This is a genomic window from Novosphingopyxis baekryungensis DSM 16222 (assembly GCF_000420305.1).
In the GTDB taxonomy this organism is placed as follows: domain Bacteria; phylum Pseudomonadota; class Alphaproteobacteria; order Sphingomonadales; family Sphingomonadaceae; genus Novosphingopyxis; species Novosphingopyxis baekryungensis.
On sequence record NZ_ATUR01000008.1, the window covers coordinates 46,180 to 71,270 of the forward strand.

Here is a 25,091-nt window from a genome sequence, read left to right on the forward strand (position 1 = left end):
AGTTTCTTTCCGATTAACGGAAAGCTGGAGGGATTGTGCACGACGACCAGGAGCAACCCGAAGAGGCCTTCGCTTATGAAAGCGTTGGCACGATGTTGCGGCAAAAGCGTGAGGCGCAGGACCTGTCGCTGGCGGATATTGCGGACAAGACCCGCGTGCCGATACGCCATCTGAAGGCCATCGAGGCATCGGACCATGACGCGCTGCCCGCGCTGACATATGAGATCGGTTTCGCCAAGGCCTATGCCCGCGCCGTGGGCGTGGACGAGCAGCTGGTGGCCGATCAGCTGCACGAGGAAGTGGGCGACGAACCGCGTCAGCAGCGCCGGGGCGAGCAGGACAATTTCCAGCCCGCCGATCCGGCCCGCACGCCGCCGCGCATGCTGGCGTGGACGGCGGCGCTGATCGCGGTGCTGCTGGTGATCGGTTATGGCGTCTGGCGTGGCCTGTTCTGGTCCGGCGAATCCGATGATCCCTATCTGCCCGAGCAAACCACCGTGGCGCAGAGCGCCGCCGCCGTGCCCGCCGTCACCGCGCCCACCCCGCCCGCCGGCCCCACTGCCGATGGCCAGGTGGTGCTGACCGCGAGCAAGGAAGTCTGGGTGCGCGTCTATAATGCCGACAATGAAACGCTGCTGATCAAGACACTGGAACCGGGCGAGCGCTATGAAGTGCCCAAACAGGCCAATAATCCGATGATCAATATCGGCCGTCCGGAAGCTGTGACGGTCACGATCGATGGACAGAATGTCGCACCGCTCGGCCCGCCGGAGCGCGCGATCAAGGATGTCGGCATCAGCGCGCAGGCGCTGATGGCTCGGGACGAGGGCGGCACGCAGCAACCAGCGGCCTGATCCTTGTGATGGGCCACCATCATTCATGCAGCTGTCAGCCTGCACATGGTTGAACTGGCCGAATGCCGCGCCAGGCACCTGCCACCTGTGCCGGGCGAAAACTGAACATCCGGCGCGGGGGCGCCAGAGAGGGAAACATCGAGATGCGTCTGAAATTTCTTATCCTGGCCGCGGCCATGCTGACCCCGGTGGCCGCCACCGCGCAGGATGCCACCGTGCCGGGCCGGCTCGACCGGCTGGAAAAGGAAGTGCGCGCGCTGCAGCGCAAGGTTTTCCCGGGCGCATCGGGACAATATTTCGAACCGGAGATCCAGCCGGAAGCGCAGCGCACCGTGCCCGGCACCACCGGCGATACGACCGTGGGCAATCTGATGGCGCGGGTGGACGCGCTGGAGTCGCAGCTCGCCAGCCTGACCGGACAGGTCGAGGAACGCGGCTTCCAGATGCGCCAGCTGGAAACGCAGCTGAAGGCGATGCAGGACCGTCTGGCGCGGCTGGAAGCGGCGCCCTCCGCCTCCACTTCGGCTCCGGATGATGACAGCCCGGTGAGCGCGGCCCCGGACCGTCCGGCCGCCCGCCCGGCTCCTGCTGCCGAAAAACAGGTCAGCCAGCCGGCGGCTACAGGCACATCGCGCCAGAAGGCCGTGGCCGCCATCGATCGCCCTTCCACCGGCGACGCTGCGGAAGACAGCTATATCTATGGCTATCGCCTGTGGGAGGCGGGCTTCTATCCCGAAGCGCAGGTGCAGCTGGCCAAGACGGTGAAGGATTATCCCAAATATTCGCGCGTCAGCTATGCGCGCAATCTGCTGGGCCGTGCCTGGCTGGATGACAAGAAACCGGCCACCTCCGCCCAGCATTTCCTAGAAAATTACCAGAAGGACCCGCGCGGCGACCGCGCGCCCGACAGCCTGTATTTTCTCGGCGTGGCGCTGACCGATCTCAACAAGAAGAGCGAAGCCTGCCAGGCCTATGCCGAGCTGACCGATGTCTATCCCGATGTCGCCGCCGGGCGTCTGGCGGAACGGGTCAAGTCCGGCCGGGCGAAGGCCAATTGCAAGTGATCTGACCGCCGAGGACGCCATTGCGCGCTTTGGCAGCGGGCTGGAACGGGCGGCCGGCGCACCGGTGCCGCGCCTGGGGCTGGCCGTGTCCGGCGGGCCGGACAGTCTGGCGCTCCTGCTTCTGGCGCAGCAGGCCATGCCGGGCCGGATTGCTGCGGCCACCGTCGATCATCGCCTGCGGCCTGAAGCGGCGGCGGAGGCCACCTTCGTGGCGGGCATCTGCGCCAGCCGGTCGATCCCGCATCGTATCCTGACGCCCGACCAGCTACTCACCGGCAATGTGCAATCCGCCGCGCGCGAAATGCGCTATCGCCTGCTGAAAGACTGGGCCGACGCGCAGGGCCTGCCCTTCATCGCGACCGCCCATCATGCGGACGATCAGCTGGAAACCCTGCTGATGCGGCTGGCGCGCGGCAGCGGCCTGTCCGGCCTGGCTGGCATCCGGCGGCGCAATGGGCCTGTGCTGCGCCCACTGCTCGCCTTCGAAAAGATGGAGCTGGTCGCGATCTGTCGCGCGGCCGGACTGACGCCGGTGAACGATCCGAGCAACAGCGATCACGCGTTCGACCGGGTCCGCATGCGGCACTTGCTGGCCGATCATGCCGCGGCCTTTGCGCCGCGCGCCGCCCAGCGCACCGCCGATGCCATGCAGCAAGCCGAGGCGGCGCTGCAATGGGTAATGCACCGGGAAGCCGCGCTGGCCATTGCGCCGGACGATGCGGGCGGGCTGCTTCTGCATGCGGCGCCGTACCCCCGGGAGATTCAGCGCCGCTTGCTGGCCGAGGCGATGGCCCGCCTCGGCGATCCGCCGCGCGGCGACCGCTTGAACAGCGCGCTCGACCGGCTGCGAGGTGGGCAGCGATGCAGCCTTGGCGACCATCTGGGCGTGCCGACTGACGGTGCCTGGCATATCAAGCCGGCGCCGCCGCGTGCGCAGCGATGACGACGATGGGCTGGCCACGCCTTCGGCAAACGCCCTCCCTATGCGCCTCTCCTGATCATCGCCGCCCCGATTCGCCCGGTCTGGCTGTGGCGGCGACCTCTAGTGACGCTTGCGACCTTTCAGCGACCTGCAACGTGGTTAAAGCGCCCCGCGAATCGGCCCGGCTCCGGTTTCGCGCGATCAATCGGCGATTCCGGCCCATCCGTTATATTGCCATTCACCATCGCCGCCTTACATTAAGCCGGTTGGATTGGAGCAAAATATGAACGACGATCAGGAGCCGAAGGGCAATCCCTGGATGAAGAGCATGATGATCTGGGCAGGTGCGATCCTGGCCGTGCTCCTCGTATTCTCGGTTTTCGATGGTGGCCGCGCCACCGATGCGAACGGGGTCAGCTATTCCACGTTCCGTGAGAAGGTGGCTTCGGGCACGGTAAAAAGCGTTCAGATCGGCCCCGAGCGGATCATCGGCACCTATACCGACGACACCAAGTTTCAGACCATTCCGGTACCGAACGACACCAGCCTGAACCAGCTTCTGGAAGCCAATGGCGTGGAAGCCAGCGGCATGGCGCAGGATCAGCCGAGCATCTGGCAGTATCTGCTGGTGCAGTCGCTCCCCTTCGTCCTGATCATCGGCATCGCCTTTTTCGTGCTGCGGCAGATGCAGAAAGGCGGCGGCGCCAGCGGCGCGATGGGCTTTGGCAAGTCCAAAGCCAAGCTGCTCACCGAAAAGCATGGCAAGGTGACCTTTCAGGACGTCGCCGGCATCGATGAAGCGCGCGAGGAGCTGGAAGAAATCGTCGAATTTCTGAAGGACCCGACCAAATTCTCCAAGCTGGGCGGCAAGATTCCGAAGGGTGCGCTGCTGGTCGGCTCGCCCGGCACCGGCAAGACCCTGCTCGCCCGCGCCATTGCGGGTGAGGCAGGCGTTCCTTTCTTCACCATCTCCGGCTCCGATTTCGTGGAAATGTTCGTCGGCGTGGGCGCATCCCGGGTTCGGGATATGTTCGAGCAGGCGAAGAAGAACGCGCCCTGCATCTTGTTCATTGATGAAATCGACGCCGTCGGTCGCCATCGCGGCGCAGGCGTCGGCAATGGCAATGACGAGCGCGAGCAGACGTTGAACCAGCTGCTGGTGGAGATGGATGGTTTCGAGGCCAATGAAGGCATCATCATCATTGCGGCGACCAACCGTCCCGATGTGCTGGATCCGGCCCTGCTGCGCCCTGGCCGTTTCGATCGCCAGGTCGTCGTCCCGCGTCCCGATATCGAGGGCCGCGAGAAGATCCTGAGCGTGCATATGAAGAAGCTGCCGCTGGCACCCGATGTCGATGGCCGCACCATTGCGCGCGGCACGCCCGGTTTTTCCGGTGCGGACCTGGCCAACCTGGTCAACGAAGCCGCCTTGCTGGCCGCGCGCCGCGCCAAGCGCCTCGTCGCCATGCAGGAGTTCGAGGACGCCAAGGACAAGGTCATGATGGGATCGGAGCGCCGCTCCATGGTCATGACCGACGATGAGAAGAAGATGACCGCCTATCATGAGGCCGGCCATGCCATCGTCGCGATCCACGAGCCGGCATCCGACCCGATCCACAAGGCCACCATCATTCCGCGTGGCCGTGCGCTGGGTATGGTCATGCGTCTGCCGGAGCGGGACAGCTACAGCTATCACCGCGACAAGATGCATGCGAACCTGGCCGTTTCCATGGGTGGCCGCGTTGCCGAAGAAATCATCTTCGGTTATGACAAGGTGAGCTCCGGCGCATCGAGCGACATCCAATATGCCACCAAGCTCGCCCGCGACATGGTGACGCAGTGGGGTATGTCGGACGAAATGGGTCCGCTGCAATATGAAGAGCCGCAGGGCGAGACCTTCCTCGGCTATTCGCAATCGCAGCGCAGCCACATGTCGGACGAGACCGCCAAGAAGATCGACAAGGAAATCCGTCGCATCGTCGAGGAAGGCTATGAGCGGGCCAAGTCGCTGCTGAGCGAGCATGACGAACAGCTCCACCAGCTGGCCAACGCAATGCTGGAATATGAGACGCTGTCGGGTGATGAGATCAAGCAGCTGCTCGAAACCGGCAAATTCGAACGCGAGAATGGCGAGATCGTGAAGCCTTCGGAAACCCCGCAGGTCGGCACGCTCATCCCGTCCGCCGGGCGCGGAAAGCCGAAGAACCCCTTTGGCGATCCCACCCCGCAGGGCGCCTGATCAGGTCAATCAATATCTGAATAGAAAAGGGCCCCTCGGGGCCCTTTTTTTTGCGCTACGGCCGCAACTCGCCGATCGCCATGCGCAGCGATTCGCTCCCTCACCAGGCGCACAGGCCACAAAAAAGGCGGCATGGAAGCCGCCCTTTTCGCCAATCGCTTGGTCAACCGTCAGTCGCGGGCGACACCCGCAGAGCGGGCCGGAGCGGCGGCGGTTACGCGCAGCGCTTCGGCGGACTGGCTGAGCGAACCGACTTCCTCAATCTCGTCATCATCATCGACCTGCACCTTTTGCAGCGACTGGATGAGGCCTTCTTCGAGATGCTTCGGCTTGACCGTGGTCTCGGCAATCTCGCGCAGCGCCACGACGGGGTTCTTGTCGCGGTCACGATCGATCGTCAGATCGGCACCACCGGAAATCTCGCGCGCCCGCTCGGCAGCGAACAGCACCAGGTCGAAGCGGTTCGAGACCTTGTCGACACAATCTTCAACGGTTACGCGCGCCATGGACGGCTCCTTACTTCATGAAACTGACGGGGTATAAGACCGACCGCAGGTAGGCGGCGGGGCGTTCCAAGTCAAGCGATGCGGCACCAGTCAGCGGATCAGCGCGTCTCGCCCGGCGTCGTGCCACCCGCCTGTGCCCGATCCGCCGGACGCACGCGCCAGATCACATTGCCGACATCGTCGCTGACCAGCAGCGCGCCGGTGCGGTCCGCGCCGAGCATGGCCGGGCGGCCTTGCGCATTGCCCTCCTTGTCCACGAACGCGCCGAGCACATTCACCGGTTTGCCGGTGGGCCGGCCATTGCGGAAGGGCACGAAAATCACGTCATATCCGGACAGCGGCTCACGGTTCCAGCTGCCGTGCCGCGCCACGAAAGCGCCGTTGTCAAAGGGTGCGCCGAGCCGGGTGCGGTCCGCAAACAGCATCCCAAGCGGCGCGACATGCGGCCCCAGGGAATAGTCGGGGCGCCGCTCATATTGCCGTTTCTCCGGCCGGCCGGGCTCGACGCGCGGATCGATATAGCCGCCCCAATAATGCCAGGGCCAACCATAATCCGCGCCAAACTCCACCTCGGCCAGATAATCCGGCACCAGATCGGAGCCAAGCATGTCCCGCTCGTTCACCGTCGCCCAGAGCGTGTTGCTGCCGGGATAGAAGGCAAGGCCCACCGGATTGCGCATGCCCACCGCATAGGGAATGCCCTTGCCGGTCGCGATGTCATATTCGATGACCATCGCCCGGCCCTTTTCCGTTTCCAGACCATTCTCGCCGACATTGCTGTTGGAGCCGACCGCGATGTAGATCTTCGTCTGATCGGGGCTGACCGCCAGATTGCGGGTCCAGTGGTTGTTTGGCGCCTTTGCGTTCAGGGCATAGATACTGCGCCCCTTTTCGGTGATTTCGGTTGCCCCCTCTTTGTAGGGGAAAGCCAGCAGCGCGTCGGTGTTGGCGACATAGAAAACATTACCGATCAACGCCATGCCGAAGGGCGAGTTGAGGCCTTTCAGAAATGTCGAACGCAGATCGACCGTGCCGTCGCCATTGCTGTCCCTGAGCAGGGTGATGCGGTTGGCGGAGGTCGTGTCCGCCCCGGCCTTGCCCATCAAATGCTTCATCACCCAGCCCTGAATGCCGCCATTCTCTCGCGGAGGGCTGTTGCTTTCGGCCACCAGAATATCGCCATTGGGCAAGGTGTAGAGATTGCGCGGATGATCCAGTCCGTCGGCGAAGCGCTCCACCACCAGACCCTGGGCCGGCACGGGCTTTTCATCGGCGCTCCAGCGCGACACATCGGCAATATCCACGGTCGGAACCATTTGCGGACGCGGATCGACCAGCACCGGGTCGACGCCGACCATCTTGTCCATCGGCACCGTGGCCTCGTCCGGACGGGTCACCCAGAAGATGACCACGATGGCCAGCAGGATGACGAGGATCGCAAGATTGCGGACATGTTTCAGCATGGCGCAGATCTAAACTTTGCGGCGCGGGCTGGCAAGAATTGCCTACCCAGAATCCGCTTCAGCCGCGCCGCCTGTCGATCAGCCAGATGGCAAGCGCTGCAGCGCAGCCCAAGCCCAGCCCGATGATCATGTATAGCGAGGGCTGGCCATTGAAAGCGCCCAGAATGGCGCCGCCGAGCATGCCGGCCGCGATAAAGAATCCACCGGCAATCGGGTTTTTCGTTGGTGTGTTCGCCATGCCAAACGGTGTCGCACGCCGGGCCATGGGGAGCAAGGAAAAGCCTCAACGGCGTGTAAACCAACCCCCTCCATCCTTCCTGCACAGGACCTGTCCTACACGGCCTGCAGCAGGGCCATCCGGCCCCCGCTCATCTCGATCAAATATGAGGCATGGCATGCAGGCGCCAACATTCCTGAACCGCGACGATGTGGCTCAGGCGGACCGGTTGATGAAAAGCTTTGGCCCGGAGGCGGGGCTGGAAGCGGCGGAGCGCGCCGAGCAGAGCCGGGACTGCGGCAATGCCCTGCAATTCTGCCGCTGGCGGCAGATCGAGCGGCTGATCATCTACCTATCCACCGCGCAGGCACCGGGTGCGGTTCACTGACAGGATAGCCTAAAGCCGCAGACCCTCGGTCTCCGGCGCACCGATCATGAGGTTCAGATTCTGGACCGCGGCGCCGCTGGCCCCTTTCCCGAGATTGTCGAGCATCGCGATCAGCCGCGTGCGCCGCCCGTCACCGCTTGCAAACACAAACAGGTCGAGCCGGTCGGACGGTTGTTCGGCGCGTGCGACCAACAGCTCATCCGCATCTCTGTTTTGATGGACGGTGATGAGCGGTTCGCCGGCGAAATGTTCGGCCAGCGCTTCGGAAAACGCGCGCGGTGAACCGTCCATTGTCATCGCCGCCGCCGGTACGGGCACCTCGACGATCATGCCGCGAAATCCGGACACCACTCCGGGTGAGAATATCGGCAGATCGGTCAGGCCGGCCTGCATCTGCATCTCGGCCAGATGCTTGTGCTCCAAGGAGAGCCCATAGCTGCGAAATGCCGGGGCGTCCGGCTGCTCGAACCGGGCGATCATGGCGTTCCCGCCGCCGGAATAGCCGGACACGGCGTGGACGCTGAATGGCCAGTCGGCCTTCAACAGGCCATGCGCCACCAGCGGCGCGACGAGCGCCAGAAAACCGGTCGGATAGCAGCCTGGATTGGACAGCAGCCGCGCATCGGCGATGGCGGTGCGGCGATCGGACGTGAGTTCGGCAAAGCCATAGGTCCAGTCCGGATGGGTGCGGTGCGCGCTCGATGCGTCGATAAAGCGCGCATCGGCCGATGCCATGGCAACGGCATCTCGCGCCGCATCGTCCGGCAGGCAAAGGATGGTCACATCGGCGCGTTCGATCGCAGCGCGCCGCGCCTCCGGGTCCTTACGATCGGCCTCGTCCAAAATGATCAAATCGAGCGTAGGGCGCTGCGACAGGCGCTCGCGTATTTCGAGGCCCGTCGTACCGGCAGCGCCGTCTATGAAAATACTGGCCATCGGCTCGTCCAATAATGATGAGAAAATCGCCTACCCTGAAAGGGCAATGCCCTGTTCAATTCAAGGACGAAATGGCGCGCGGGCGGTGCCTAGTGATTGACGAGGCTCGGCAGGTCGCTCCGTTTCGGGAAACCACCGTCGCGTCCGTCGCGGTCCGATCGGATAAACCGCTCGAACCGGTCAAGAAACCCGGCCCCCTTGTCGGTGCCGACCACAAAGACGTTCCGTCCGTCATCTTCATCGCGCTGACGGCGCAGATAGCCCAGCTGGCCAAGCTTGTTCAGTGCACGGGTGATAACGGGCTTGGACACCTTCAGGCGTTCCGCCAGCCCACGAACCGTGTGGGGCCCCCGCCGCGTATAGACGGTGAAGATAATGGCCATCTGGCGATTGGTCAGGTCTGGATCGCCCGATCGCACATATGCGATCAGCGTTTCCATCCAGTCCAGCATCGCATCGGTGGTCGAGAGCGGATCTTGGTCCATTGCCATGCCCTAAAGAACGGCCCCGCACAGAATTGGTTTCCTTTGCGTTATATTCTCCTGCGATCGCGGCCGCCTCAGCCGTACCGGGCTTTCAGATAGTGAAAGCTGGCGCGCAGGCCCAGCGCCTCGCCGCCCTTCGGCCGACCGGGTTTGGCGCTCGGGCGCCAGGCAAAGGTGTCGAAATGCGCCCAAGCGGCCGTCGCAGGCGCGAACTTCTTCAGGAAGAGCGCCGCCGTGACCGATCCGGCGAACCCGCCGGTGGCGCTGTTCGCGCAATCGGCGATGTCGCTGGACAGCATCTCCAAATACCCGTCCCACAGCGGCATCCGCCAGATCGGGTCTCCTTCCAGATTGCCGCCCGTGATCAACCCGTCGGCCAGATTGTCTTCGGAGGCGAACATGGCCGGTAGATCGGGGCCAAGCGCGACCCGCGCTGCGCCGGTGAGCGTGGCGAAGTCCAGTACCAGTTCCGGATCGTCTTCCCCCGCCTTGGTCAGCGCGTCGGCCAGGATCAGGCGGCCCTCCGCATCGGTGTTGTCGATCTCCACCGTCGTGCCGCTGCGCGCGGTGATGATGTCACCCGGACGCAGGGCGTTGCTTGCAATCGCATTTTCCACCGCCGGCACCAGCATGTGCAGCCGCACGGGCAGCCTGGCTTTCATCACCAGTTCCGCCAGCGCAAGCGCATGGGCAGCCCCGCCCATATCCTTCTTCATGAAGCGCATGCCGGTGGAGGATTTGACATCCAGTCCGCCCGAATCGAAGATCACGCCCTTGCCGACAATGGCGAGGCGCGGATGATCCTCACGGCCCCACCGCAGCTCGATCAGGCGCGGGGCATGTTCCCGCATGGCGGCCTGCCCCACGGCCTGGATCAAGGGATAACCGGTGGCCAGAGCGTCGCCCCGGTTGACGTCCACGGTCCCGCCATGCTCCTTGGCGATTCGCTCCGCCTCGGCTTCCAGGGCGGGCGGTCCGCAGTCGATCGGCGGGGTGTTGACCAGATCGCGCACCAGCGCCGTGGCCTGCGCCAGCATCACGGTTTCGTCGATCCGGGCCGGCTGATCGGTCAGCAAAACCCGCGGACCATCGGGCGTCTTGTCCAGATAGCGATCGAACTTGTAATGGCTCATCAGCCAGCCGAAGCTGGCCGCGCCGGGGCTGCACTCGGCCAAACGATAGGTGCCTGCCGGAAGGCTTTCGGCCAATTTTGCGAGGCACCAGGTGGTAAGCGCGGCAGGATCATCCACCCCGGCCACCACCGACCAGCTTTCCCCATCCTGCGGCAGGATGGCAAAACTGGCGGCATCGCCGCTGAACTTCTGGCCCGCCATCGCCGCGCGTTCCGGCGCGCTTCGGCTTTTGGACCAGGTTTCGAATCCATCGGCGGATACAAGGTGGATCATATGGGCGTCTTGCCCATTGTCCGGGCGCAGGAGCTTGCTGTAATCTGTCATGTCACGACCATAGCCGGTCGCAGGGCGGCCTGCCCAGCCCAGAACGGAGAATATCGATGCGCGTCAGTCTTTTGGCCCTTTCATCCGCCCTCATCCTTGCAGCATGTTCCTCTGCGCAGACCGATGAAACCGGGCAGACGACCAGCAGCACCGCGTCCGCCACGTCCACGCAAACCGGCGACGGCGCCAGCGCATCGAGCAGCAGCAGCGCCAACAGCAGCGCGTCCGCTTCCGGCGAGACCAGCGCCTATAGCTATAAGCAGGATAATGCCCTGTACGCGTTCACCTATGACGTTCCTGCCGTGCCCACCGCGCTGGCGAACATCTTGAAACGCGACGCGCAAAGCAATGAGGCTAAGCTCAAGGCGCTCGCCAGCGAAGGGAAGCGGGAACGGGATAGCAGCGACTTTCCTTTCCATCCCTATGAACAGCAGCATAGCTGGAAAAAGGTGGCGGATATTCCCGGTTTTCTGAGCCTGTCGGAAGAGATCTATGCCTTCACCGGCGGCGCGCACGGCAACAGCGGCTTCGACACGCTCATATGGGACAAAAAGGCCGATACCGAGCGCAAGCCGATCGATTTCTTTACCTCGCCCGCCGCGTTGAACGCCGCGATCCGGCCCGCCTTCTGCAAACAACTGGCGGCAGAACAGCGCAAGAAGCGGGGCGGCGACGTCGATGCGGCTGGAGATGGCTTTAGCGACTGTATCGATCCGCTGGAGCAGACGCTGATTCTGGGGTCTTCCAACGGCAAGACCTTCAATCGCCTGGGCTTTCTGATCGGCCCCTATGCCGCCGGACCTTATGCCGAGGGCAGTTATGAAGTCACCCTGCCCATCACCAAGGCGGTGCGCGATCAGGTGAAGGCCGATTATGCCGACAGCTTCTCGGTCATGCGCTGAGCAGGGGCCGATCTATTCGGCTGGCTCCAGCGCGGCGTCGCGCGTCTGCGGCGCGGCGGCCCGATCCGCGGTGCGGAACTGCAAGACACCGTCGTCCAGCGCGCCCTTCAACAGGATCTTGCGGTCGAGCAGATAATCCTGGTTGAGCTTCCATGGCTGTTCTGCACCGTTCTTGGGCAGGATAGCCATCGAACGCTGGAAATAGCCTGACGAGAAGTCGAACGCATCTTCCGCCTCCCCCTTCGCGTCCGGCGCCAGATAGGGCAGCGCAAAATCCGCGCCCCTGGCATCTACCGTGTTGATGAGCCGGCAGAAATAGCGCGCGACAAGGTCTGCCTTCAACGTCCAGCTGGCGTTGACATAGCCGAACACCACCGCGAGGTTCGGGATGTTGGAGAACATCGCGCCCTTATAATAATATTGCTCGTTAAAGGCGACCGGCGCGCCATCCACCTGGAACGCGATCTTCCCGGCGACCGCCAGTTTCAGGCCTGTCGCGGTCACGATCAGATCCGCATCGAGATGCTGGCCGGATTGCAACTGGATACCGCTTTCATCGAACCGATCGATCTGATCGGTCACGATCTCGGCATCGCCGCGATTGAGCGCCGCGAACATGTCCGCATCCGGCACCAGACACAGCCGCTGTTCCCACGGATTATAGGGCGGCTGGAAGTGCTTCTTGTCCATCTCCCCATCCAGCGCATCGCGCACCTTGCCGTGCAGAAATTCGCCCACCTGATCCGGGCGCTTGCGCGCGCGATTGTAGATGAAGCGCTGCAACAGCACGTTGCGCGTGCGGATCAGTTTATAGGCCCATTTGTCCGGCAGGATCTTGCGCAGGCCATTGGCCAGCGCATCTTCCGACGGGCGGATGGCATACCAGGTCGGCGTGCGCTGCAGCATGGTGACATGCGCCGCTTTCCTGGCGATAGACGGCACCAGCGTGACAGCCGTGGCGCCCGATCCGATCACCACCACCTTTTGGCCGCTATAATCCAGATCTTCGGGCCAGAATTGCGGATGGACGATCTGTCCGGCAAAGGCCTCGCGCCCCTCGAAGGGCGGCTCATGCCCCTGTTCATAATCATAATAGCCGGACGCCAAATACAGGTAGCTGGCGGTATAGCGGCTGTGTGCGCCATCATCGCCGCTGCATTCGAGCGTCCATGACGCGGTCTCGCTCGACCAGCTGGCGGTCATCACCTTCTGGCCGAAGCGGATATGCTGCTCGATGTTCCGCTCTTTGGCGACACGGTGCAAATAGCGCCAGATCGAAGGGCCGTCGGCAATCGCTTTCTGCTCGGTCCAGGGTTCGAAATCGAAGCCCAGCGTGTGCATGTCGCTGTCGGACCGAATGCCGGGATATTGAAACAGATCCCAGGTCCCGCCCAGGTCCGCGCGCTGTTCCAATATGGCGAAGCTTTTACCGGGGCAATCGCGCTGCAGATGCACCGCCGCGCCAATGCCGGAAATGCCCGCGCCCACGATCAGAACGTCGAATTGCTGCTCGCTCATATCATGCTCTCCTCGCGAGAGCTTATCCCGTCCGTTGCATAAAGCAATGGATTAGCGGCAATTCGCAGCAGCGCCGCATTTTTACCGCATGGAAGGATGCGTTCGTCGCGATACGCACCCTGCCAGATGCCGCCCGCCCCAGCCCCTATCGCTGCAAGCCCGACGGAGGCGGACGACATGGACATGGCCGAAGCCTGAGCCAGCCCTGCCCCATGCAGGACAGGTCAGGCGGTCGGCACACCGAACAGATCATGCTCGTCGGCATCCTCGATCTCGGCCTGGACGATGTCGCCCGGCTTCAGATCGGCAGACACGTTGCGCAGAAACACATTGCCGTCGATTTCCGGCGCATCGGCCTGGCTGCGCGCGGTGGCGCCGATATCGCCATCCTCGTCCGCCTCACCGACGTCGTCCACGATCACAGGCAGGGTGCGGCCGATCTTGGCCTGCAGCTTGGCCGCCGAAATCGCGGCGGTCTTCTCCATGATGCGGGCATAGCGCTCTTCCTTCACCGCTTCGGGCACCTGATCGGGCAGCGCATTGGCCGCCGCGCCCTCCACAGATTCGAAGCGAAACGCGCCGACCCGGTCCAGCTGGGCCTCATCCAGCCAATCGAGCAGATAGTCGAAATCCTCTTCCGTCTCGCCCGGAAAGCCGACGACGAAGCTCGATCGTACCGCGATGTCTGGGCATATCTCGCGCCAGCTTTTCAGGCGGCCCAGCACCTTGGCCTCATTGGCCGGACGTTTCATGCGCTTGAGCACCGACGGCGCGGCATGCTGGAACGGAATGTCGAGATAGGGGGTCAGCAGCCCCTCGGCCATCAGCGGGATGACCTGATCGACATGGGGATAGGGATAGACATAATGCAGCCGTACCCATGGCGGCGCGCCGTCGCTGGTGCGCAGGCCGCCCAGTTCGCGCGCCAGATCGGTCATGTGCGCGCGCACGTCGCGGCCCTTCCAGGCGCGCGGTTGATGCCGGATATCGACGCCATAAGCCGAGGTATCCTGACTGATGACGAGCAGCTCTTTCGTGCCCGCCGCCACCAGCTTTTCCGCCTCGCGCAGCACCGCATCGATGCGGCGGCTGGCCAGATCGCCGCGCAGGGACGGGATGATGCAGAAGCTGCAGCGATGGTTGCAGCCTTCGGAAATCTTCAGATAGCTGTAATGGCGCGGCGTGAGCTTCAGCCCGCCGATGCTGTCCAGATTCGGAATGAGATCGACATAGGCACCGCGCGCAGGCGGGGCCGCAGCATGCACCGCGCCCACGACATCTTCATATTGATGCGCGCCGGTGATCGCCAGCACATCGGGAAAGCGGGCGCGGATCGCCTCGGCCTCATTGCCCATGCAGCCGGTCACGATCACGCGGCCATTGGAGGCCATCGCCTCGCCGATCGCCTCCAGGCTCTCTTCCTTGGCGGAGTCCAGAAAACCGCAGGTGTTGACCAGCACAACGTCCGCGCCGTCATAATCGGGCGCCATGTCATAACCATCGGCGCGCAGGCGCGTCAGAATGCGCTCGCTATCCACCAATGCCTTGGGACAGCCCAGCGATACCATGCCGACCTTCGGCGCCTGTTCGATTTTCGTTGCCATGATGTGACGCCAGATAGGCGCGGTGGAGGGGATTGTCACGTGGGGCCGCACGGCCCATGGTTTTGCGTGACCGCACGATTGCGCGCGAGACCTGGGATTCGGGGCATAAGGCGGGTAGCGTCTTTCCTGCATTCCCGCTCTCGCCGAAATTACAGAGGTGGACGCTGGATGAACCATAAAGGCCCCGATCGATGAATATCCTCACCATCCTGCTCGCCGCGCTAGCCGCCTTTCTGGTCGGCGGGCTGTGGTACGGGCCTTTGTTCGGAACGGCCTGGATGCGCCTCATCGGGCGGACGGAGCATGATGAGGGGCGCGGGCATCTCTACAAGATCTACGGCGTCGCCTTCCTGTTTGCGCTGCTGCAGGCAACCATGCTGGCGCATCTGTTCGCGCGGATCGGCCAGCCGCCCTTCCACATCGTGATGATGATCTCGACCGGCATTGCGCTGGGCTTTGTGATCCCGGCGATCGGCACCAATTATCTTTTCCGCCGCGAACCGGGGAAGCTGTTCTTCATCGATGCCGGCTACTGGCTCGCCTTTTATGCCGCGATGGGGCTGGTGTTCGCGTTTCTGGGTTGAACAGGCAGCCTATTTGTCGCCGCTAGTACCGGTTCCCGGCACGATCTCAACCACAAGATCGCCCGCCTGCAAAGACTGGGCTTCCTGCTGCCAATAGCCGAAGGGCTGGCCATCGCGGTACAGCCGCACGCCGACGCCGCTTTTCAGACCGGTCATCGGGATGCCATATTCTTCCGGAGAAATGGCGCGTTCGGCCAGCGCCACGCGGCCCGTGACCGAGGCGAGATCGGCAATATAGTCGGCGATATGCTCACCATGGCAGCTGCCCGCCAGCAGCAGGCCGGCAAAGTTCACCGGGTTGATCACATTGTTTGCGCCCGCCTGCCGCGCAAGCAGCTCATTGTCCGTCGCGCGCACGGTCACGCTGATCGGCACGTCGGGCGCCAGATGGCGCACCGTCAGCACGATCAGGATCGACGTGTCGTCCGAACCGGCCGAGACGATCACCGAACAGGCCGTCTGGATGCGCACATCGTTCAGCGTCTCATCGCGCGTGGCATCGGCGTTCAGCACGGTGCAGCCCATGCTTTCGGCGGCGGCGATCGCGTCATTGTCCCTGTCCACCACCACGATGGTCTTGGGGTCCTGCCCGCGCGCCAACAGCTCCTTGGTGGCCTGCTGCCCGCTGACGCCGAAGCCGGCAACCACGATATGGTTCTGCAGGTTGTTCTGGAGGATTTTCATACGCCATCTGTCCCAGGTTCGCTTGAGCACGAAATTATAGGCCGTGCCGACAAAGATAAGCACCACGAAGATACGGATCGGCGTCACGATCAACGCATCAAACATCCGCGCCCGCTCGGTCACCGGGGCAATATCGCCATAGCCGGTGGTGGTGATGGAGATCATCGTGAAATAGACGACGTCCAGAAAGCTGACATCGCCGTCATAATTGTCCTGCAGGCCCGTCCGGTCAAACCAGTGGACCGCCACCGCCAGTCCGATCAGCGCGAAGACGAACAAGGTGCGCATGATCGCATCCGCCCACACCGGCACCGAGCTTTTGCGGTGCAGCGTCGCGGTGCGGCTGCGCTGGCGCGAGCGCGCCTGACTTTCCTGCGGTTTGGCCATCAGGCGTTGGGCAACTTTTTCATGGGATCGACGGGTTTGCGCTTCTGCCGTATTTCGAAATGCAGCTGCGGTTCGCTCACATAGCCGGTCTGGCCGACAAGGCCAATCGGTTGTCCGCCAGAAACTTTCTGGCCGCGCACCACGTCCAGCTGGCCCAGATGGCCATAGGCCGTGATCCAGCCGCCGCCATGGTCGATCAGCACCAGCCCGCCGAACACGCCGATCTCATCGCCCGAATAGGCCACCACGCCGCTGCCGGCAGACAGCACGGGCGTGCCGATCTTGGCCGCGATGTTGATGCCGTCATTGATCCGCCCGTCCCGGTTGGAGCCGAAACCGGACAGCGTTCTGCCCCGCAACGGCCAGCGGAAATTGCCGTCGAACGCCTTGGGCTGCGCGATGGCGGTCTGCACCGCCGCGGCGGGCCGGGACACCGCAGCCGTCGCGCGCCGTCCTTCGGCCAGCGCGGGCTGGCTGCCGGTCACGATATCGTCGATGCCGATCGAAAAGGCGGCGGCGCGCTGCTCCAGCCTGCCGGTTGCGGCGGAGGATTGCGCGAGCGGGGCGGACGGGCTGTAGGCGTTCCCAGCGGCAGATGGGGCCGCTCTCGATCGCGCCGCAGGACCGGCTGCGGCGGTGGCGGTGCGGGCGACGGCGCCATTCGGCACGCGCAGCTTCTGGCCGATCCGCAGAATATAGGGCTCTTCCAGTCCATTCAGCGCCACCATGTCGGACCAGCTGATGCCATAGGCCTGCGCGATGGCGATGCCCGTCTCGCCCGCCGCTACGCTATGATAGTTGCCGCCCGGGATAACGAGGCGCTGGCCCGCATAGATGGTGAACGGCGGAGCCAGATTATTGGCCGCCGCAATCGCCTCCGATCCGGCGCCGCTGCGATTTCCGATGCCGCGCAGCGTATCGCCGCGCTGAACGACATAATGGCCGCCCGGCACATCGCGCACGCGCCTGATCACCTGGCCGCCATCCCATGTAGGGCGCGGCGGCGCGATCAACGCGCCGTCATCGGTTTCGAGGAGCGGCCCCAGCCGCGTCGGCCCATTGCGCGCACCGTCTGCGCTGGCTGTGCGCGGCGCGGGTCCGGAGCCTTGGGGGATGCAAGCGGTGAGCAAGGCCGTGGCGCATAGCATGCCGGCGCCCGTCAAGCTGCTCTTGCGCCACCTCACCGAAATTCCCCGCATATCCGGGGTTCTAGGCACAGCCACCCGACTTTGCCAGCATTCTTAGCAAACAAGGTTAAATGGCAGCATAGGCCTGAGCGATGGGATCGAGCGACGCATTATGCGTGAGATCGAGCTGCAGCGGCGTGACCGAAACAAAGCTGTCCTGGATCGCCTCCAGATCGGTCTCATGGCCGGGCGTGTGTTCCACACCCTGCAGACCGAACCAGTAATAATCATAGCCGCGCGGATCGGTGCCCTTGACGATGCTGGAGCGCCGATAATCGTGGAAGCCCTGCCGCACCACGCGCACACCTTCCACATGCTCGGCAGCGCAGGGCGGAAAGTTGATGTTGACGAGCGTGCGCTGCGCGAAGGGGGTGTCGAGCAGGGGGCGGATCACCTTTGCACCCCAACCGCGCGCCGCTGCAAAGGGGACATCATCGCCCATCCCTTCGCGCGAATAGACCTGACTGAGTGCGATCGAGCGGACCCCGGCCAGCGCGCCTTCGACAGCGGCGGACACGGTGCCCGAATAGGTTACATCGTCGCCTAGATTCGCGCCGCGATTGACGCCGGACAGGATCAAATCCGGCCGCCGATCCTTCCCGAGCACCTGGCTCAGCCCCATCATCACCGAATCGGTGGGGGTGCCACTGACCGAAAAACGCCGCTCGCCATGCTGGCGCAGCCGCACCGGGCGGGTCAGCGTGAGCGAATGGCCGGCGCCGGACTGTTCCTCGCTGGGAGCCACGATCCAGATATCGTCCGAAAGCTCGGCAGCGATCTCTTCGAGGATTTTGAGGCCGGGGGCATGAATGCCGTCATCATTGGTCAAAAGAATACGCATGACGCGAGCCTATGCCGGTGGGTTGTTGCACAAGCAAGGCACGGCGCGCGCGCTCTTTTGCAACCGCCCGTGATGCCGCCCGTTGGGTGAGATGAAGGAGACGAAAAATATGAACATTCCCCATGATGTCGCCATCATCGTTTGCGATGGAGAGAAGCTGCTCTGGCTGCGCAATGACGGCGATTCCGATTATCCGAACCTGGAAGTCGAAGGAAAGCGCAAGGACGACAATCCGCCGGACCGCGAACTGACCGCCAACCGGCGTGGCCGCGTGCAGGAAAGCTCCGGCAGCGCACGCAGTGCCTATGAGGAAACCGATTTCCATCAACTGGCCGAGGATCGCTTTGCTGCGGACGCGGCGGACATGCTGAAAACCCGCGCGCTGAAGAATGAATATGAGCAGCTCATCGTCGTGGCGCCGCCACGCACGCTCGGAGAGATGCGCAAACATTATCACAGCGAAGTCGAGAAGCGCCTGATTGGTGAGATCGACAAGGAACTGACCGGGCATCCGCTGGACGAGATCGAGAAGATCATCAAGGCCAGCTGACCTCGTGGCCTAGCCAGTACTGCAGAGCGATAAACAGAAAAGGGCGGCCCTCACAGGCCGCCCTTTTTTACATCTGCCGTGCCGCTACAGGCGGATCAGGCGTCGTCCCGCTCTTCAGCGGAATCGCTTTTCTTGCCGAACTTCTTGCGTGCGAACAAAGCTGCCGCGCCGGCACCGAACAACAGGATCATCGGCGGGGCCGGCACGTCGGTGCCACCGGTCGAACCGCCAGAGCTGCCGCCGCTCGAAGAACTGCTCGATGAGCTGGAACTGCTGCTGGACGAAGACCCGCTGGAACCGCTGCTGGTCGAGCTGCCCGACGAACCGCTGGACCCGGTGCTGGACGAGGTGCCGCCGAAGCTGGAAGAACCGTTGCTGCCGCCGAACGAGGACGATCCGGACGAACCCGAACTGGAGCCGGAGGAACTGCCCGAGCTGCTGGAGGAACCGGAGGATCCGCTCGAACCACTGGAACCGGAGGAGCCGGACGAGCCGCTGGAACCGGATGAAGCGCCGTAGCTGGACGAACCACCAAAGCTGGACGAACCGCTGCTGCCAGGATGGCCGGGCTTGCCTGGTTTCCCTGGCTTGCCTGGTTTGCCACCGCCGCTCGAGCTGGAGGATCCGGATGAGCTGGAAGAGGAAGAGGAGCTGCTGCTGCTTGACGAACTGGACGAAGAGCTGCTCGACACATTGCCCGAGCTGCTCGACGAACTGGTACTGTTGTTGCCGGACGAGCTACTGATATCGACATTGCCCGAGCTGGTGCTGGAACTAGAACCGCCTGTCGAAGTGCTGTTGTTCACATTGCCCGAACTGGTGCTGACGCCGCCAGTCGAGGTGCTCACACCGCCGGTCGAGGTGCTGACGCCGCCCGTCGAGGTGGAGACACCGCCGGATGTAGAGGAGGTCGAGGTCGATCCGCCCGTGCTGGAAAATCCGCCGGTGGAGGTAGAGGTCGAGCTGCCGCCATTGGACACGTTGACGTCGACATTGACGCCCTGCCCCTGATCCTGGCCCTGCCCTTGGCCTTGGATGACGATATTGCCGCCGCCCCCACCGCCGCCGAAGAAGCCGCCAAAGAAACCGCCGCCGCCGAAGCCGCCGCCAAACCCACCGGACCCACCGACCAATATGGGCACGCCGCCCGATCCACCCGCGACCGTTTCGGTGGGCGGATCATAATAGGTCGGCGCCGTTTGGTCGGTCGGCAACCGGGGTAGAGGCCCTGGATCATTGGACGCCACCGTCACCACGGTGGGCGTGGCCGCGCATGTCGTCGTCGTGGTCGTGCGCACCAGCTTGGCCGTGCGCTTCACCCGGCGCGCGGGCTTGCCCTTGGATATCGAGCGGGACCGCAGTTTCTGGACGGGATAGCTTTCTTTGGCGACCTGCTGCACCTGTTCTTGCGCCGTCGCCGGGCTGTTCGTGATCTGCATTACGCCGCCACCGATGATCGCACCACCGCAAGTGCAGGCACATAATTTTGCCATAGCCATCTTTACGGACATGAATGTTCTCTCTCATTATGGGTCGGGTAAGACGGTCGATCCGCCGATTTCCGCCTTCGTCATGCGATAGAAGCCAGAATAAACGGTTAAACTCAATGCAGTTAACCCTGATTCTATGTTAACCTATGCCTTATCGATGGTAAAGCGTGCCGGCGAAGGGGCTCTGTCCCGTCATGGCACTCTGCGGCGCCAACATGTTGCATATCGCGCGCAACTAGCCCCTGAGCGCCGCCTTGCCCAGCTCGCGAAGCTGCCTGACCACCGGCTTAATCCACAGAGAGCCTGGTCCATAGAGAGCTTGTGCCCGCCCGGCGGCCTGTCTATAGGCCGCGCCCATGGCAATACCGGTGGGCCGCCGCCCCGGCAATCGGGGGAGACCCCGTGTCGGAGAGTGAGTATGGAGCACGCCTTGGATCGCGACGAGCAAGCCCTGCCTGGAACAGACCATGGCGGCCTGGCGCAAGCCGCGCCGGCCGACGGATATTTCCCGTCTGACGACGAAGAGTTCATGAACGATCGTCAGCTGCGCTATTTCGAAAATATGCTGCTGGAATGGAAACGCGCCATTCTGGATGAAGCCAGCGGCACGCTCAACAATCTGCAGGAAGGCCCGATTCGCGAGGCCGATCAGAATGATCGTGCGTCCAGCGAGACCGATTGGGGAATCGAACTGCGCACCCGCGATCGGCAGCGCAAGCTGGTAGGCAAGATCGATGCCGCGCTGCGCCGGATCAAGGATGGTGAATATGGGTATTGCGAGGTGACGGGTGATCCGATCTCGCTAGGCCGGCTGCGTGCACGCCCGGTAGCGACCATGACGGTCGAGGCGCAGGAACGCCATGAACGGCGCGAGAAAATCTCCCGCGACGACTAAAGCGCAATCTGCAATTTTCCAAACAGCGTTAACGCTTTGCAGATGATCGCACGGCTATGGTGGCCGATAGAAAAGCAGCTATCGAGGCCACAGACGCGATCATGACCAAGCCGTTCCTGCCCCCGTTCAGTGCTGACACTGATGGCTCCGTGCAGCGCGACAAGGATCGGGACAGTCTGTTTCTGAAGGCCACGATGCGGCTCGCATCCGCGCCAGGCGATATCGCGGTGCGCGTGCGCAACCTGTCCGCCGGCGGCATGATGGGCGAGGCCCCGGTTCAGGTGGAACGTGGGGACGTTGTCCATGTCGATCTGCGCAATGTCGGCGATGTACCAGGCAAGGTGGCGTGGAAGGCCGAAGGCCGTTTCGGCATCGCGTTCGACCATCCGATCGACCCGAAGCTGGTCCGCCAGCCGCTCAGTTCAAAGGACGATCGGCCCAATTTCATCCGCAAGATCGACAGCATGAGCCGCCCGCTCGGCCGCAAGGGCTGAGCCGGGACACCGATTCTTTCGAGGCCCGGTCATCTGGACGTCGCGGCTTTGCCAAGGCCCCCTACGTCGGGATCAGCCCTCCAGCCAATAGATGTCGACCGGCACTTTCAGTTCGCCGAACAGCCGACCGATCGGCACGGACGAGGATGCCCCTTCGGCAATCGCGGATTCCAGCACGGTCTTCTCATCGTCGCCAGAAATGGTGAACAACACGGTGCGCGAATCGCGAATGGCGGGCACTGTCAGCGTGACGCGGTCTACCGCGGCACCTTCCGGCATCGGATCGGGGCGCACGCCGACGGCGCGGCGCTCGCTTGGTCCGGCAATGGCTTCATCCATATCCGGCCCGGCATAGATCGCCGCAGTGCTGCCGTCGGTGCCCGCACCCAGCCAGACGAGGTCCGGCGGCCAGTGCAGATCCTTCAGACGCGCATCGGCCGCGCTGCCTGCCAGCTTGTAGTCGGCGGCATCGCTGGTGATCGGCAGCACGCGGGCACCCAACGGCAGGAAAGTGCGTGCGATATTGGCAATGTTGGAGCGCGGATCGTCCACCGGCACCAGACGATCGTCGGTTGGAATGATGGTGACGTTCTTCCAGCGCAGATCGCGTGCGGCCAGCTTGTCGAACACTGGCTGCAACTCAGGATCGCCCGGAAAGGCGACCAGCGCCTGTCCGCGCGCTTCCAATGCGCTTTCGATAATGAAGCCGATATCGCCCGAAACGGCATCGGCCATTTCGTTCTCGTCTTCAAACTCCCACCATTCGACTTCCGTCATCGCGACTTCGCTTTCTTCCTTGCTCATGCCCTTCGCCATAGGCCGCTAGTGCGCTGCGATCAAACGATGCCGGTGTCATCCCTGGGCGTATCGAAACTAAAATCTGGCAGCGAATTGAAGGCCTGTTTCAACGCATCCCCCCAGCCTGTGGAAATCTGCGCAAAATAGGGATCGTGCGGTTGGAAACGGCCACTATGCAGCACGCTCTTGCTCTCGGGATCCACCACCATCATGTCGATTGGCGGATCGACGCCGGCATTGGCGCGGATGGTGGAATCGAACGACACGAGCATGAGCTTGATTGCCTGCTCGAAAGTCATCTTGGGATCATAGGCCCGCACCAGGATGGGCCGCCCATATTTGGTTTCGCCTGACTGAAAAAAGGGATTGTCCAACCCGGCTTCGATGAAATTGCCTTCGGGATAGACATAGAACAGCGTGGGATCGCCATCGCCCACCTGCCCGCCGACGATCAGCGTGCCGCTGAACGATCCCGGCTTTCCGCCGCTTTCCTTCACCTGCTTGCGAATCACCTCGCGCAGCGTATCGCCCACGATCGTGGCGACCTGGAACATCGAGGGCGCGCCCATGATGGTCGGCGTGCGATCCGCCGGTGCCTTGGACCGCTCGTCGATCAGGCTGATGACCGCCTGCGTGGTCGCCAGATTGCCAGCACTCAGGATCACGATCACGCGATCCCCGGGCACCTCCCAGCACGTCATCTTCTTTACCGTTGAAATGTCGTCGACACCGGCATTGGTGCGGGTGTCCGACATGAAAACGAGGCCCCGATCAAGTTTGAGGCCTACGCAATAGGTCATGAAATCGTCTTTCCTGTGCGGCAGCGACGGGCTGCCTGACTGAGCGGGCGGCGCAAAGACCGCCAGATATTTCTGTTACTGCTGCTGTACCTGCAAATCGACATGCAGCTTTTCGGACGCGCTGCCATAACGCATGCCCGATATCGGAGAAGCCCCCGGATAGTCCAGCCCGGTGGCCACGCGAACATAGCGCTCATCTGGCGAAATAACGTTGGACACATCGAAACCGATCCAGCCGATGCCTTCGACATAGGCCTCCGCCCAGGCATGGGTCGCATCCTGATCGACCACATCGTCGATCTTCAGATAGCCCGAGACATAGCGGGCCGGATAGCCAAGGTTGCGCGCGGCGGCGAGGAAGATATGGGCATGGTCCTGACACACGCCATGGCCGGATTCGACAGCGTTTTCCGCCGTCGTTTCCACCCCGGTCGTGCCGGTTTCATAGCTGACCTGATCACGGATGGTGGCTGAAAGTTTGTGCAGCTGAGCGATCCCGTTATCGGTGCTGCGCACCTTTTCGATGATCGCGCGCACCCCATCGCCCACGGTGGTGAGCGGGGTTTCCCGGCGGAACAGCCAGAGCGGTGCATAGCCGCCGTGCACACCGAGAATGCCGTCATTCTGCGGTGTCTCGACTTCGCCCCGGCAGACGATGGACAGCTCCGTTGCACCCTGATCGATACGGACCAAGTCGACCGCATTGTTGTGCTCGTCCTCGAACGACAGCTCCTTATGGCCGCCTTCGACGTCGATCGACCAGTCGATGATCCGCTGCCCCGCCCGCGCCTTGGGCGTCAGGCGGATCTGCTGCAGGCCGTAGGAAACCGGCGCGTCATAGGTATAGGATGTGCGATGAAAGATCTTGATACGCATAATGATTATTCCAGAAACCGGTAGTCTTGCTCGATAGCAGCCGCCACGGCCGCATTCTGATCAAGAAAACCGTTGAGAAATTCGTGCAGGCCTTCGTCGAAGACCGCTTCGATACTGCTGTTGCGCAGCATGCCCGCAATGGTGCGGGCCTTGGCACAACTGTCCAGCTCTTCGCCATATTCCGCTGCGATCTCATTCGTGCAGTTGGCAATATTGTCATAGCAAAAAGCCAGACTGCGCGGCAGCTGCCGATTGAAGAGCAGGAATTCGGTGATCGAGCGCGCCGTCGGCTCGCCGCCCACTGCCCAGCGATAGGCACTGTGCGCGGATACGGAGCGCAGGATCGTCTCCCACTGCACATTGTCGAAGCTGGAGCCGACGCTGATCGACGACGGCAGAAGTACGAAATATTTTACGTCCACGATCCGTGCCGTGCTGTCCGCCCGCTCGATAAAGGTGCCGAGACGAGCAAAATGAAAACCGTCATTGCGCAGCAGCGTGCCGAGCATCGCGCCGCGCACCAAGGCGCTTTGACGACGAATCAGATCGATCATGTCCGGCAGATCGCGGTCCGCAACTGGCGCGGCCAGCGCGTCTTTCAACGTCATCCAGCATTCGTTGACCGATTCCCACACTTCACGGGTGAGCGCGGTGCGCACAAGACGGGCATTGTCGCGTGCCATCTTGACCACGCTGAGCACACTCGATGGGTTTTCGCGGTCCCGCAGCATCCAGTCAATGATCTGCGATTGCCGGAATTCGTCATATTTGCGGCGATAGGCTGACCGCCCGCCAGCGGTGGTGAGCACGGACGCCCACTCCTCGCTTGCTGCGGAACTGCGCGTCATCGCAATGCGTAAACCCGCTTCGAGCAGCCGCGCATAATTTTCGCTGCGCTCCATGTACCGGGCCATCCAATAAAGGCCCCCTGCTGTTTTCCCTAGCATCGC

At 63.0% G+C, this 25,091-nt stretch carries 28 protein-coding genes; 13 read left to right on the forward strand and 15 right to left on the reverse strand.

The window, feature by feature from the left end; translation table 11 throughout:
- Positions 1 to 35: 35 nt before the first annotated feature.
- The 4 genes from G410_RS16830 (at position 36) to ftsH (ending at position 5,079) form a co-directional block, all read left to right on the forward strand.
- Positions 36 to 854: a helix-turn-helix domain-containing protein gene (locus G410_RS16830; protein ID WP_022674134.1), complete on the forward strand. Its 819-nt coding sequence runs from the start codon at positions 36 to 38 to the stop codon at positions 852 to 854.
- Between the two features lie 143 nt (positions 855 to 997).
- A complete protein-coding gene (locus tag G410_RS0113175; RefSeq protein ID WP_022674135.1) occupies positions 998 to 1,918 on the forward strand; it encodes a tol-pal system YbgF family protein in 921 nt (306 codons plus the stop codon).
- A complete protein-coding gene (tilS, locus tag G410_RS0113180; RefSeq protein WP_156851963.1) occupies positions 1,842 to 2,861 on the forward strand; it encodes a tRNA lysidine(34) synthetase TilS in 1,020 nt (339 codons plus the stop codon). Before G410_RS0113175 ends, tilS begins: the two co-directional genes overlap by 77 nt.
- Positions 2,862 to 3,123: 262 nt before the next feature.
- Positions 3,124 to 5,079, forward strand: coding sequence for an ATP-dependent zinc metalloprotease FtsH (gene ftsH / locus G410_RS0113185; RefSeq protein WP_022674137.1), 1,956 nt, complete (start codon positions 3,124 to 3,126; stop codon positions 5,077 to 5,079).
- Between the two features lie 170 nt (positions 5,080 to 5,249).
- On the opposite strand, the gene rpoZ is transcribed toward ftsH, so the two are convergent.
- The 3 genes from rpoZ to G410_RS0113200 all read right to left on the reverse strand — a co-directional run bounded on the left by rpoZ (position 5,250) and on the right by G410_RS0113200 (position 7,286).
- The gene (rpoZ, locus tag G410_RS0113190; RefSeq protein WP_022674138.1) at positions 5,250 to 5,585 is read right to left on the reverse strand and encodes a DNA-directed RNA polymerase subunit omega; all 336 of its coding nucleotides are present in this window, start codon (positions 5,583 to 5,585) and stop codon (positions 5,250 to 5,252) included.
- Between the two features lie 98 nt (positions 5,586 to 5,683).
- Positions 5,684 to 7,048, reverse strand: coding sequence for a PQQ-dependent sugar dehydrogenase (locus tag G410_RS16835; RefSeq protein ID WP_022674139.1), 1,365 nt, complete (start codon positions 7,046 to 7,048; stop codon positions 5,684 to 5,686).
- Between the two features lie 58 nt (positions 7,049 to 7,106).
- Complete coding sequence (locus tag G410_RS0113200; RefSeq protein WP_022674140.1) at positions 7,107 to 7,286, reverse strand: hypothetical protein; 180 nt, start codon at positions 7,284 to 7,286, stop codon at positions 7,107 to 7,109.
- A gap of 157 nt (positions 7,287 to 7,443) precedes the next feature.
- Between G410_RS0113200 and G410_RS0113205 the strand changes: the two genes are divergently transcribed.
- Positions 7,444 to 7,653, forward strand: coding sequence for a hypothetical protein (locus tag G410_RS0113205; protein WP_022674141.1), 210 nt, complete (start codon positions 7,444 to 7,446; stop codon positions 7,651 to 7,653).
- A gap of 9 nt (positions 7,654 to 7,662) precedes the next feature.
- Here the strand turns inward: G410_RS0113205 and argC are convergent, their stop codons facing one another.
- The 3 genes from argC to G410_RS0113220 form a co-directional block, all read right to left on the reverse strand.
- Positions 7,663 to 8,589, reverse strand: a complete 927-nt coding sequence (gene argC / locus G410_RS0113210; protein WP_022674142.1) for an N-acetyl-gamma-glutamyl-phosphate reductase — start codon at positions 8,587 to 8,589, stop codon at positions 7,663 to 7,665.
- Between the two features lie 89 nt (positions 8,590 to 8,678).
- Positions 8,679 to 9,074, reverse strand: coding sequence for a MarR family transcriptional regulator (locus tag G410_RS16840; RefSeq protein WP_022674143.1), 396 nt, complete (start codon positions 9,072 to 9,074; stop codon positions 8,679 to 8,681).
- 74 nt (positions 9,075 to 9,148) lie between these two features.
- Complete coding sequence (locus G410_RS0113220; RefSeq protein ID WP_022674144.1) at positions 9,149 to 10,531, reverse strand: leucyl aminopeptidase family protein; 1,383 nt, start codon at positions 10,529 to 10,531, stop codon at positions 9,149 to 9,151.
- Between the two features lie 56 nt (positions 10,532 to 10,587).
- Between G410_RS0113220 and G410_RS0113225 the strand changes: the two genes are divergently transcribed.
- Positions 10,588 to 11,433, forward strand: a complete 846-nt coding sequence (locus G410_RS0113225) for a PdaC/SigV domain-containing protein (RefSeq protein ID WP_022674145.1) — start codon at positions 10,588 to 10,590, stop codon at positions 11,431 to 11,433.
- 12 nt (positions 11,434 to 11,445) lie between these two features.
- Here G410_RS0113225 and G410_RS0113230 read toward each other — a convergent pair whose 3' ends face one another.
- Together G410_RS0113230 and rimO are read right to left on the reverse strand one after the other, a co-directional pair.
- Positions 11,446 to 12,951 carry a flavin-containing monooxygenase gene (locus G410_RS0113230; protein WP_022674146.1) on the reverse strand — a complete coding sequence of 502 codons (1,506 nt, stop codon included), beginning with the start codon at positions 12,949 to 12,951 and terminating at the stop codon, positions 11,446 to 11,448.
- A 224-nt stretch (positions 12,952 to 13,175) separates the two neighbouring features.
- Positions 13,176 to 14,555, reverse strand: a complete 1,380-nt coding sequence (gene rimO / locus G410_RS0113235; protein ID WP_022674147.1) for a 30S ribosomal protein S12 methylthiotransferase RimO — start codon at positions 14,553 to 14,555, stop codon at positions 13,176 to 13,178.
- A 191-nt stretch (positions 14,556 to 14,746) separates the two neighbouring features.
- Between rimO and G410_RS0113240 the strand changes: the two genes are divergently transcribed.
- Positions 14,747 to 15,139, forward strand: coding sequence for a DUF1761 domain-containing protein (locus G410_RS0113240; RefSeq protein ID WP_022674148.1), 393 nt, complete (start codon positions 14,747 to 14,749; stop codon positions 15,137 to 15,139).
- A 9-nt stretch (positions 15,140 to 15,148) separates the two neighbouring features.
- Here G410_RS0113240 and G410_RS0113245 read toward each other — a convergent pair whose 3' ends face one another.
- The 3 genes from G410_RS0113245 to surE all read right to left on the reverse strand — a co-directional run bounded on the left by G410_RS0113245 (position 15,149) and on the right by surE (position 18,238).
- The gene (locus G410_RS0113245; RefSeq protein WP_022674149.1) at positions 15,149 to 16,210 is read right to left on the reverse strand and encodes a potassium channel family protein; all 1,062 of its coding nucleotides are present in this window, start codon (positions 16,208 to 16,210) and stop codon (positions 15,149 to 15,151) included.
- Entirely contained in the window at positions 16,210 to 17,358 is a 1,149-nt protein-coding gene (locus G410_RS0113250; RefSeq protein WP_028971456.1) for a LysM peptidoglycan-binding domain-containing M23 family metallopeptidase, read from the reverse strand. The genes G410_RS0113245 and G410_RS0113250 overlap by 1 nt, the downstream gene beginning before the upstream one ends.
- A gap of 106 nt (positions 17,359 to 17,464) precedes the next feature.
- A complete protein-coding gene (gene surE, locus G410_RS0113255; protein WP_022674151.1) occupies positions 17,465 to 18,238 on the reverse strand; it encodes a 5'/3'-nucleotidase SurE in 774 nt (257 codons plus the stop codon).
- A gap of 109 nt (positions 18,239 to 18,347) precedes the next feature.
- On the opposite strand from surE, the gene G410_RS0113260 reads away from it, so the two are divergent.
- From G410_RS0113260 to G410_RS0113285, 6 genes are all read left to right on the forward strand, one after another.
- Positions 18,348 to 18,788 (forward strand): host attachment family protein, encoded by a 441-nt coding sequence (locus tag G410_RS0113260; RefSeq protein WP_028971457.1) that lies wholly within the window; start codon positions 18,348 to 18,350, stop codon positions 18,786 to 18,788.
- A gap of 132 nt (positions 18,789 to 18,920) precedes the next feature.
- A complete protein-coding gene (locus tag G410_RS16845) occupies positions 18,921 to 19,307 on the forward strand; it encodes a hypothetical protein (RefSeq protein ID WP_028971458.1) in 387 nt (128 codons plus the stop codon).
- Between the two features lie 51 nt (positions 19,308 to 19,358).
- Positions 19,359 to 19,799: a hypothetical protein gene (locus tag G410_RS18220; RefSeq protein ID WP_211215026.1), complete on the forward strand. Its 441-nt coding sequence runs from the start codon at positions 19,359 to 19,361 to the stop codon at positions 19,797 to 19,799.
- Between the two features lie 225 nt (positions 19,800 to 20,024).
- Positions 20,025 to 20,165 carry a hypothetical protein gene (locus G410_RS18225; protein WP_022674154.1) on the forward strand — a complete coding sequence of 47 codons (141 nt, stop codon included), beginning with the start codon at positions 20,025 to 20,027 and terminating at the stop codon, positions 20,163 to 20,165.
- 531 nt (positions 20,166 to 20,696) lie between these two features.
- On the forward strand, positions 20,697 to 21,173 hold the full coding sequence (gene dksA, locus G410_RS0113280) for an RNA polymerase-binding protein DksA (protein WP_022674155.1): 477 nt from the start codon (positions 20,697 to 20,699) through the stop codon (positions 21,171 to 21,173).
- Positions 21,174 to 21,274: 101 nt separating this feature from the next.
- The gene (locus G410_RS0113285) at positions 21,275 to 21,667 is read left to right on the forward strand and encodes a PilZ domain-containing protein (RefSeq protein ID WP_084489256.1); all 393 of its coding nucleotides are present in this window, start codon (positions 21,275 to 21,277) and stop codon (positions 21,665 to 21,667) included.
- Between the two features lie 72 nt (positions 21,668 to 21,739).
- Here the strand turns inward: G410_RS0113285 and G410_RS0113290 are convergent, their stop codons facing one another.
- From G410_RS0113290 to G410_RS0113305, 4 genes are all read right to left on the reverse strand, one after another.
- On the reverse strand, positions 21,740 to 22,444 hold the full coding sequence (locus G410_RS0113290; protein WP_028971461.1) for a 6-phosphogluconolactonase: 705 nt from the start codon (positions 22,442 to 22,444) through the stop codon (positions 21,740 to 21,742).
- Between the two features lie 59 nt (positions 22,445 to 22,503).
- Positions 22,504 to 23,265 (reverse strand): proteasome-type protease, encoded by a 762-nt coding sequence (locus G410_RS0113295; RefSeq protein ID WP_022674158.1) that lies wholly within the window; start codon positions 23,263 to 23,265, stop codon positions 22,504 to 22,506.
- 75 nt (positions 23,266 to 23,340) lie between these two features.
- Positions 23,341 to 24,141: a transglutaminase family protein gene (locus G410_RS0113300; RefSeq protein ID WP_022674159.1), complete on the reverse strand. Its 801-nt coding sequence runs from the start codon at positions 24,139 to 24,141 to the stop codon at positions 23,341 to 23,343.
- 5 nt (positions 24,142 to 24,146) lie between these two features.
- Positions 24,147 to 25,088, reverse strand: a complete 942-nt coding sequence (locus G410_RS0113305) for an alpha-E domain-containing protein (RefSeq protein WP_022674160.1) — start codon at positions 25,086 to 25,088, stop codon at positions 24,147 to 24,149.
- Positions 25,089 to 25,091 lie beyond the last annotated feature (3 nt).

Coding starts and splice junctions, on each gene's coding strand:
- G410_RS0113175 (WP_022674135.1), top strand. CDS start 998: ATGCGTCTGAAATTTCTTATCCTGGCCGCGGCCATGCTGACCCCGGTG.
- tilS (WP_156851963.1), top strand. CDS start 1,842: ATGTCTATCCCGATGTCGCCGCCGGGCGTCTGGCGGAACGGGTCAAGT.
- ftsH (WP_022674137.1), top strand. CDS start 3,124: ATGAACGACGATCAGGAGCCGAAGGGCAATCCCTGGATGAAGAGCATG.
- rpoZ (WP_022674138.1), bottom strand. CDS start 5,585: ATGGCGCGCGTAACCGTTGAAGATTGTGTCGACAAGGTCTCGAACCGC.
- G410_RS16835 (WP_022674139.1), bottom strand. CDS start 7,048: ATGCTGAAACATGTCCGCAATCTTGCGATCCTCGTCATCCTGCTGGCC.
- G410_RS0113200 (WP_022674140.1), bottom strand. CDS start 7,286: ATGGCGAACACACCAACGAAAAACCCGATTGCCGGTGGATTCTTTATC.
- G410_RS0113205 (WP_022674141.1), top strand. CDS start 7,444: ATGCAGGCGCCAACATTCCTGAACCGCGACGATGTGGCTCAGGCGGAC.
- argC (WP_022674142.1), bottom strand. CDS start 8,589: ATGGCCAGTATTTTCATAGACGGCGCTGCCGGTACGACGGGCCTCGAA.
- G410_RS16840 (WP_022674143.1), bottom strand. CDS start 9,074: ATGGACCAAGATCCGCTCTCGACCACCGATGCGATGCTGGACTGGATG.
- G410_RS0113220 (WP_022674144.1), bottom strand. CDS start 10,531: ATGACAGATTACAGCAAGCTCCTGCGCCCGGACAATGGGCAAGACGCC.
- G410_RS0113225 (WP_022674145.1), top strand. CDS start 10,588: ATGCGCGTCAGTCTTTTGGCCCTTTCATCCGCCCTCATCCTTGCAGCA.
- G410_RS0113230 (WP_022674146.1), bottom strand. CDS start 12,951: ATGAGCGAGCAGCAATTCGACGTTCTGATCGTGGGCGCGGGCATTTCC.
- rimO (WP_022674147.1), bottom strand. CDS start 14,555: ATGGCAACGAAAATCGAACAGGCGCCGAAGGTCGGCATGGTATCGCTG.
- G410_RS0113240 (WP_022674148.1), top strand. CDS start 14,747: ATGAATATCCTCACCATCCTGCTCGCCGCGCTAGCCGCCTTTCTGGTC.
- G410_RS0113245 (WP_022674149.1), bottom strand. CDS start 16,210: ATGGCCAAACCGCAGGAAAGTCAGGCGCGCTCGCGCCAGCGCAGCCGC.
- G410_RS0113250 (WP_028971456.1), bottom strand. CDS start 17,358: ATGCTATGCGCCACGGCCTTGCTCACCGCTTGCATCCCCCAAGGCTCC.
- surE (WP_022674151.1), bottom strand. CDS start 18,238: ATGCGTATTCTTTTGACCAATGATGACGGCATTCATGCCCCCGGCCTC.
- G410_RS0113260 (WP_028971457.1), top strand. CDS start 18,348: ATGAACATTCCCCATGATGTCGCCATCATCGTTTGCGATGGAGAGAAG.
- dksA (WP_022674155.1), top strand. CDS start 20,697: ATGGAGCACGCCTTGGATCGCGACGAGCAAGCCCTGCCTGGAACAGAC.
- G410_RS0113285 (WP_084489256.1), top strand. CDS start 21,275: ATGACCAAGCCGTTCCTGCCCCCGTTCAGTGCTGACACTGATGGCTCC.
- G410_RS0113290 (WP_028971461.1), bottom strand. CDS start 22,444: ATGACGGAAGTCGAATGGTGGGAGTTTGAAGACGAGAACGAAATGGCC.
- G410_RS0113295 (WP_022674158.1), bottom strand. CDS start 23,265: ATGACCTATTGCGTAGGCCTCAAACTTGATCGGGGCCTCGTTTTCATG.
- G410_RS0113300 (WP_022674159.1), bottom strand. CDS start 24,141: ATGCGTATCAAGATCTTTCATCGCACATCCTATACCTATGACGCGCCG.
- G410_RS0113305 (WP_022674160.1), bottom strand. CDS start 25,088: ATGCTAGGGAAAACAGCAGGGGGCCTTTATTGGATGGCCCGGTACATG.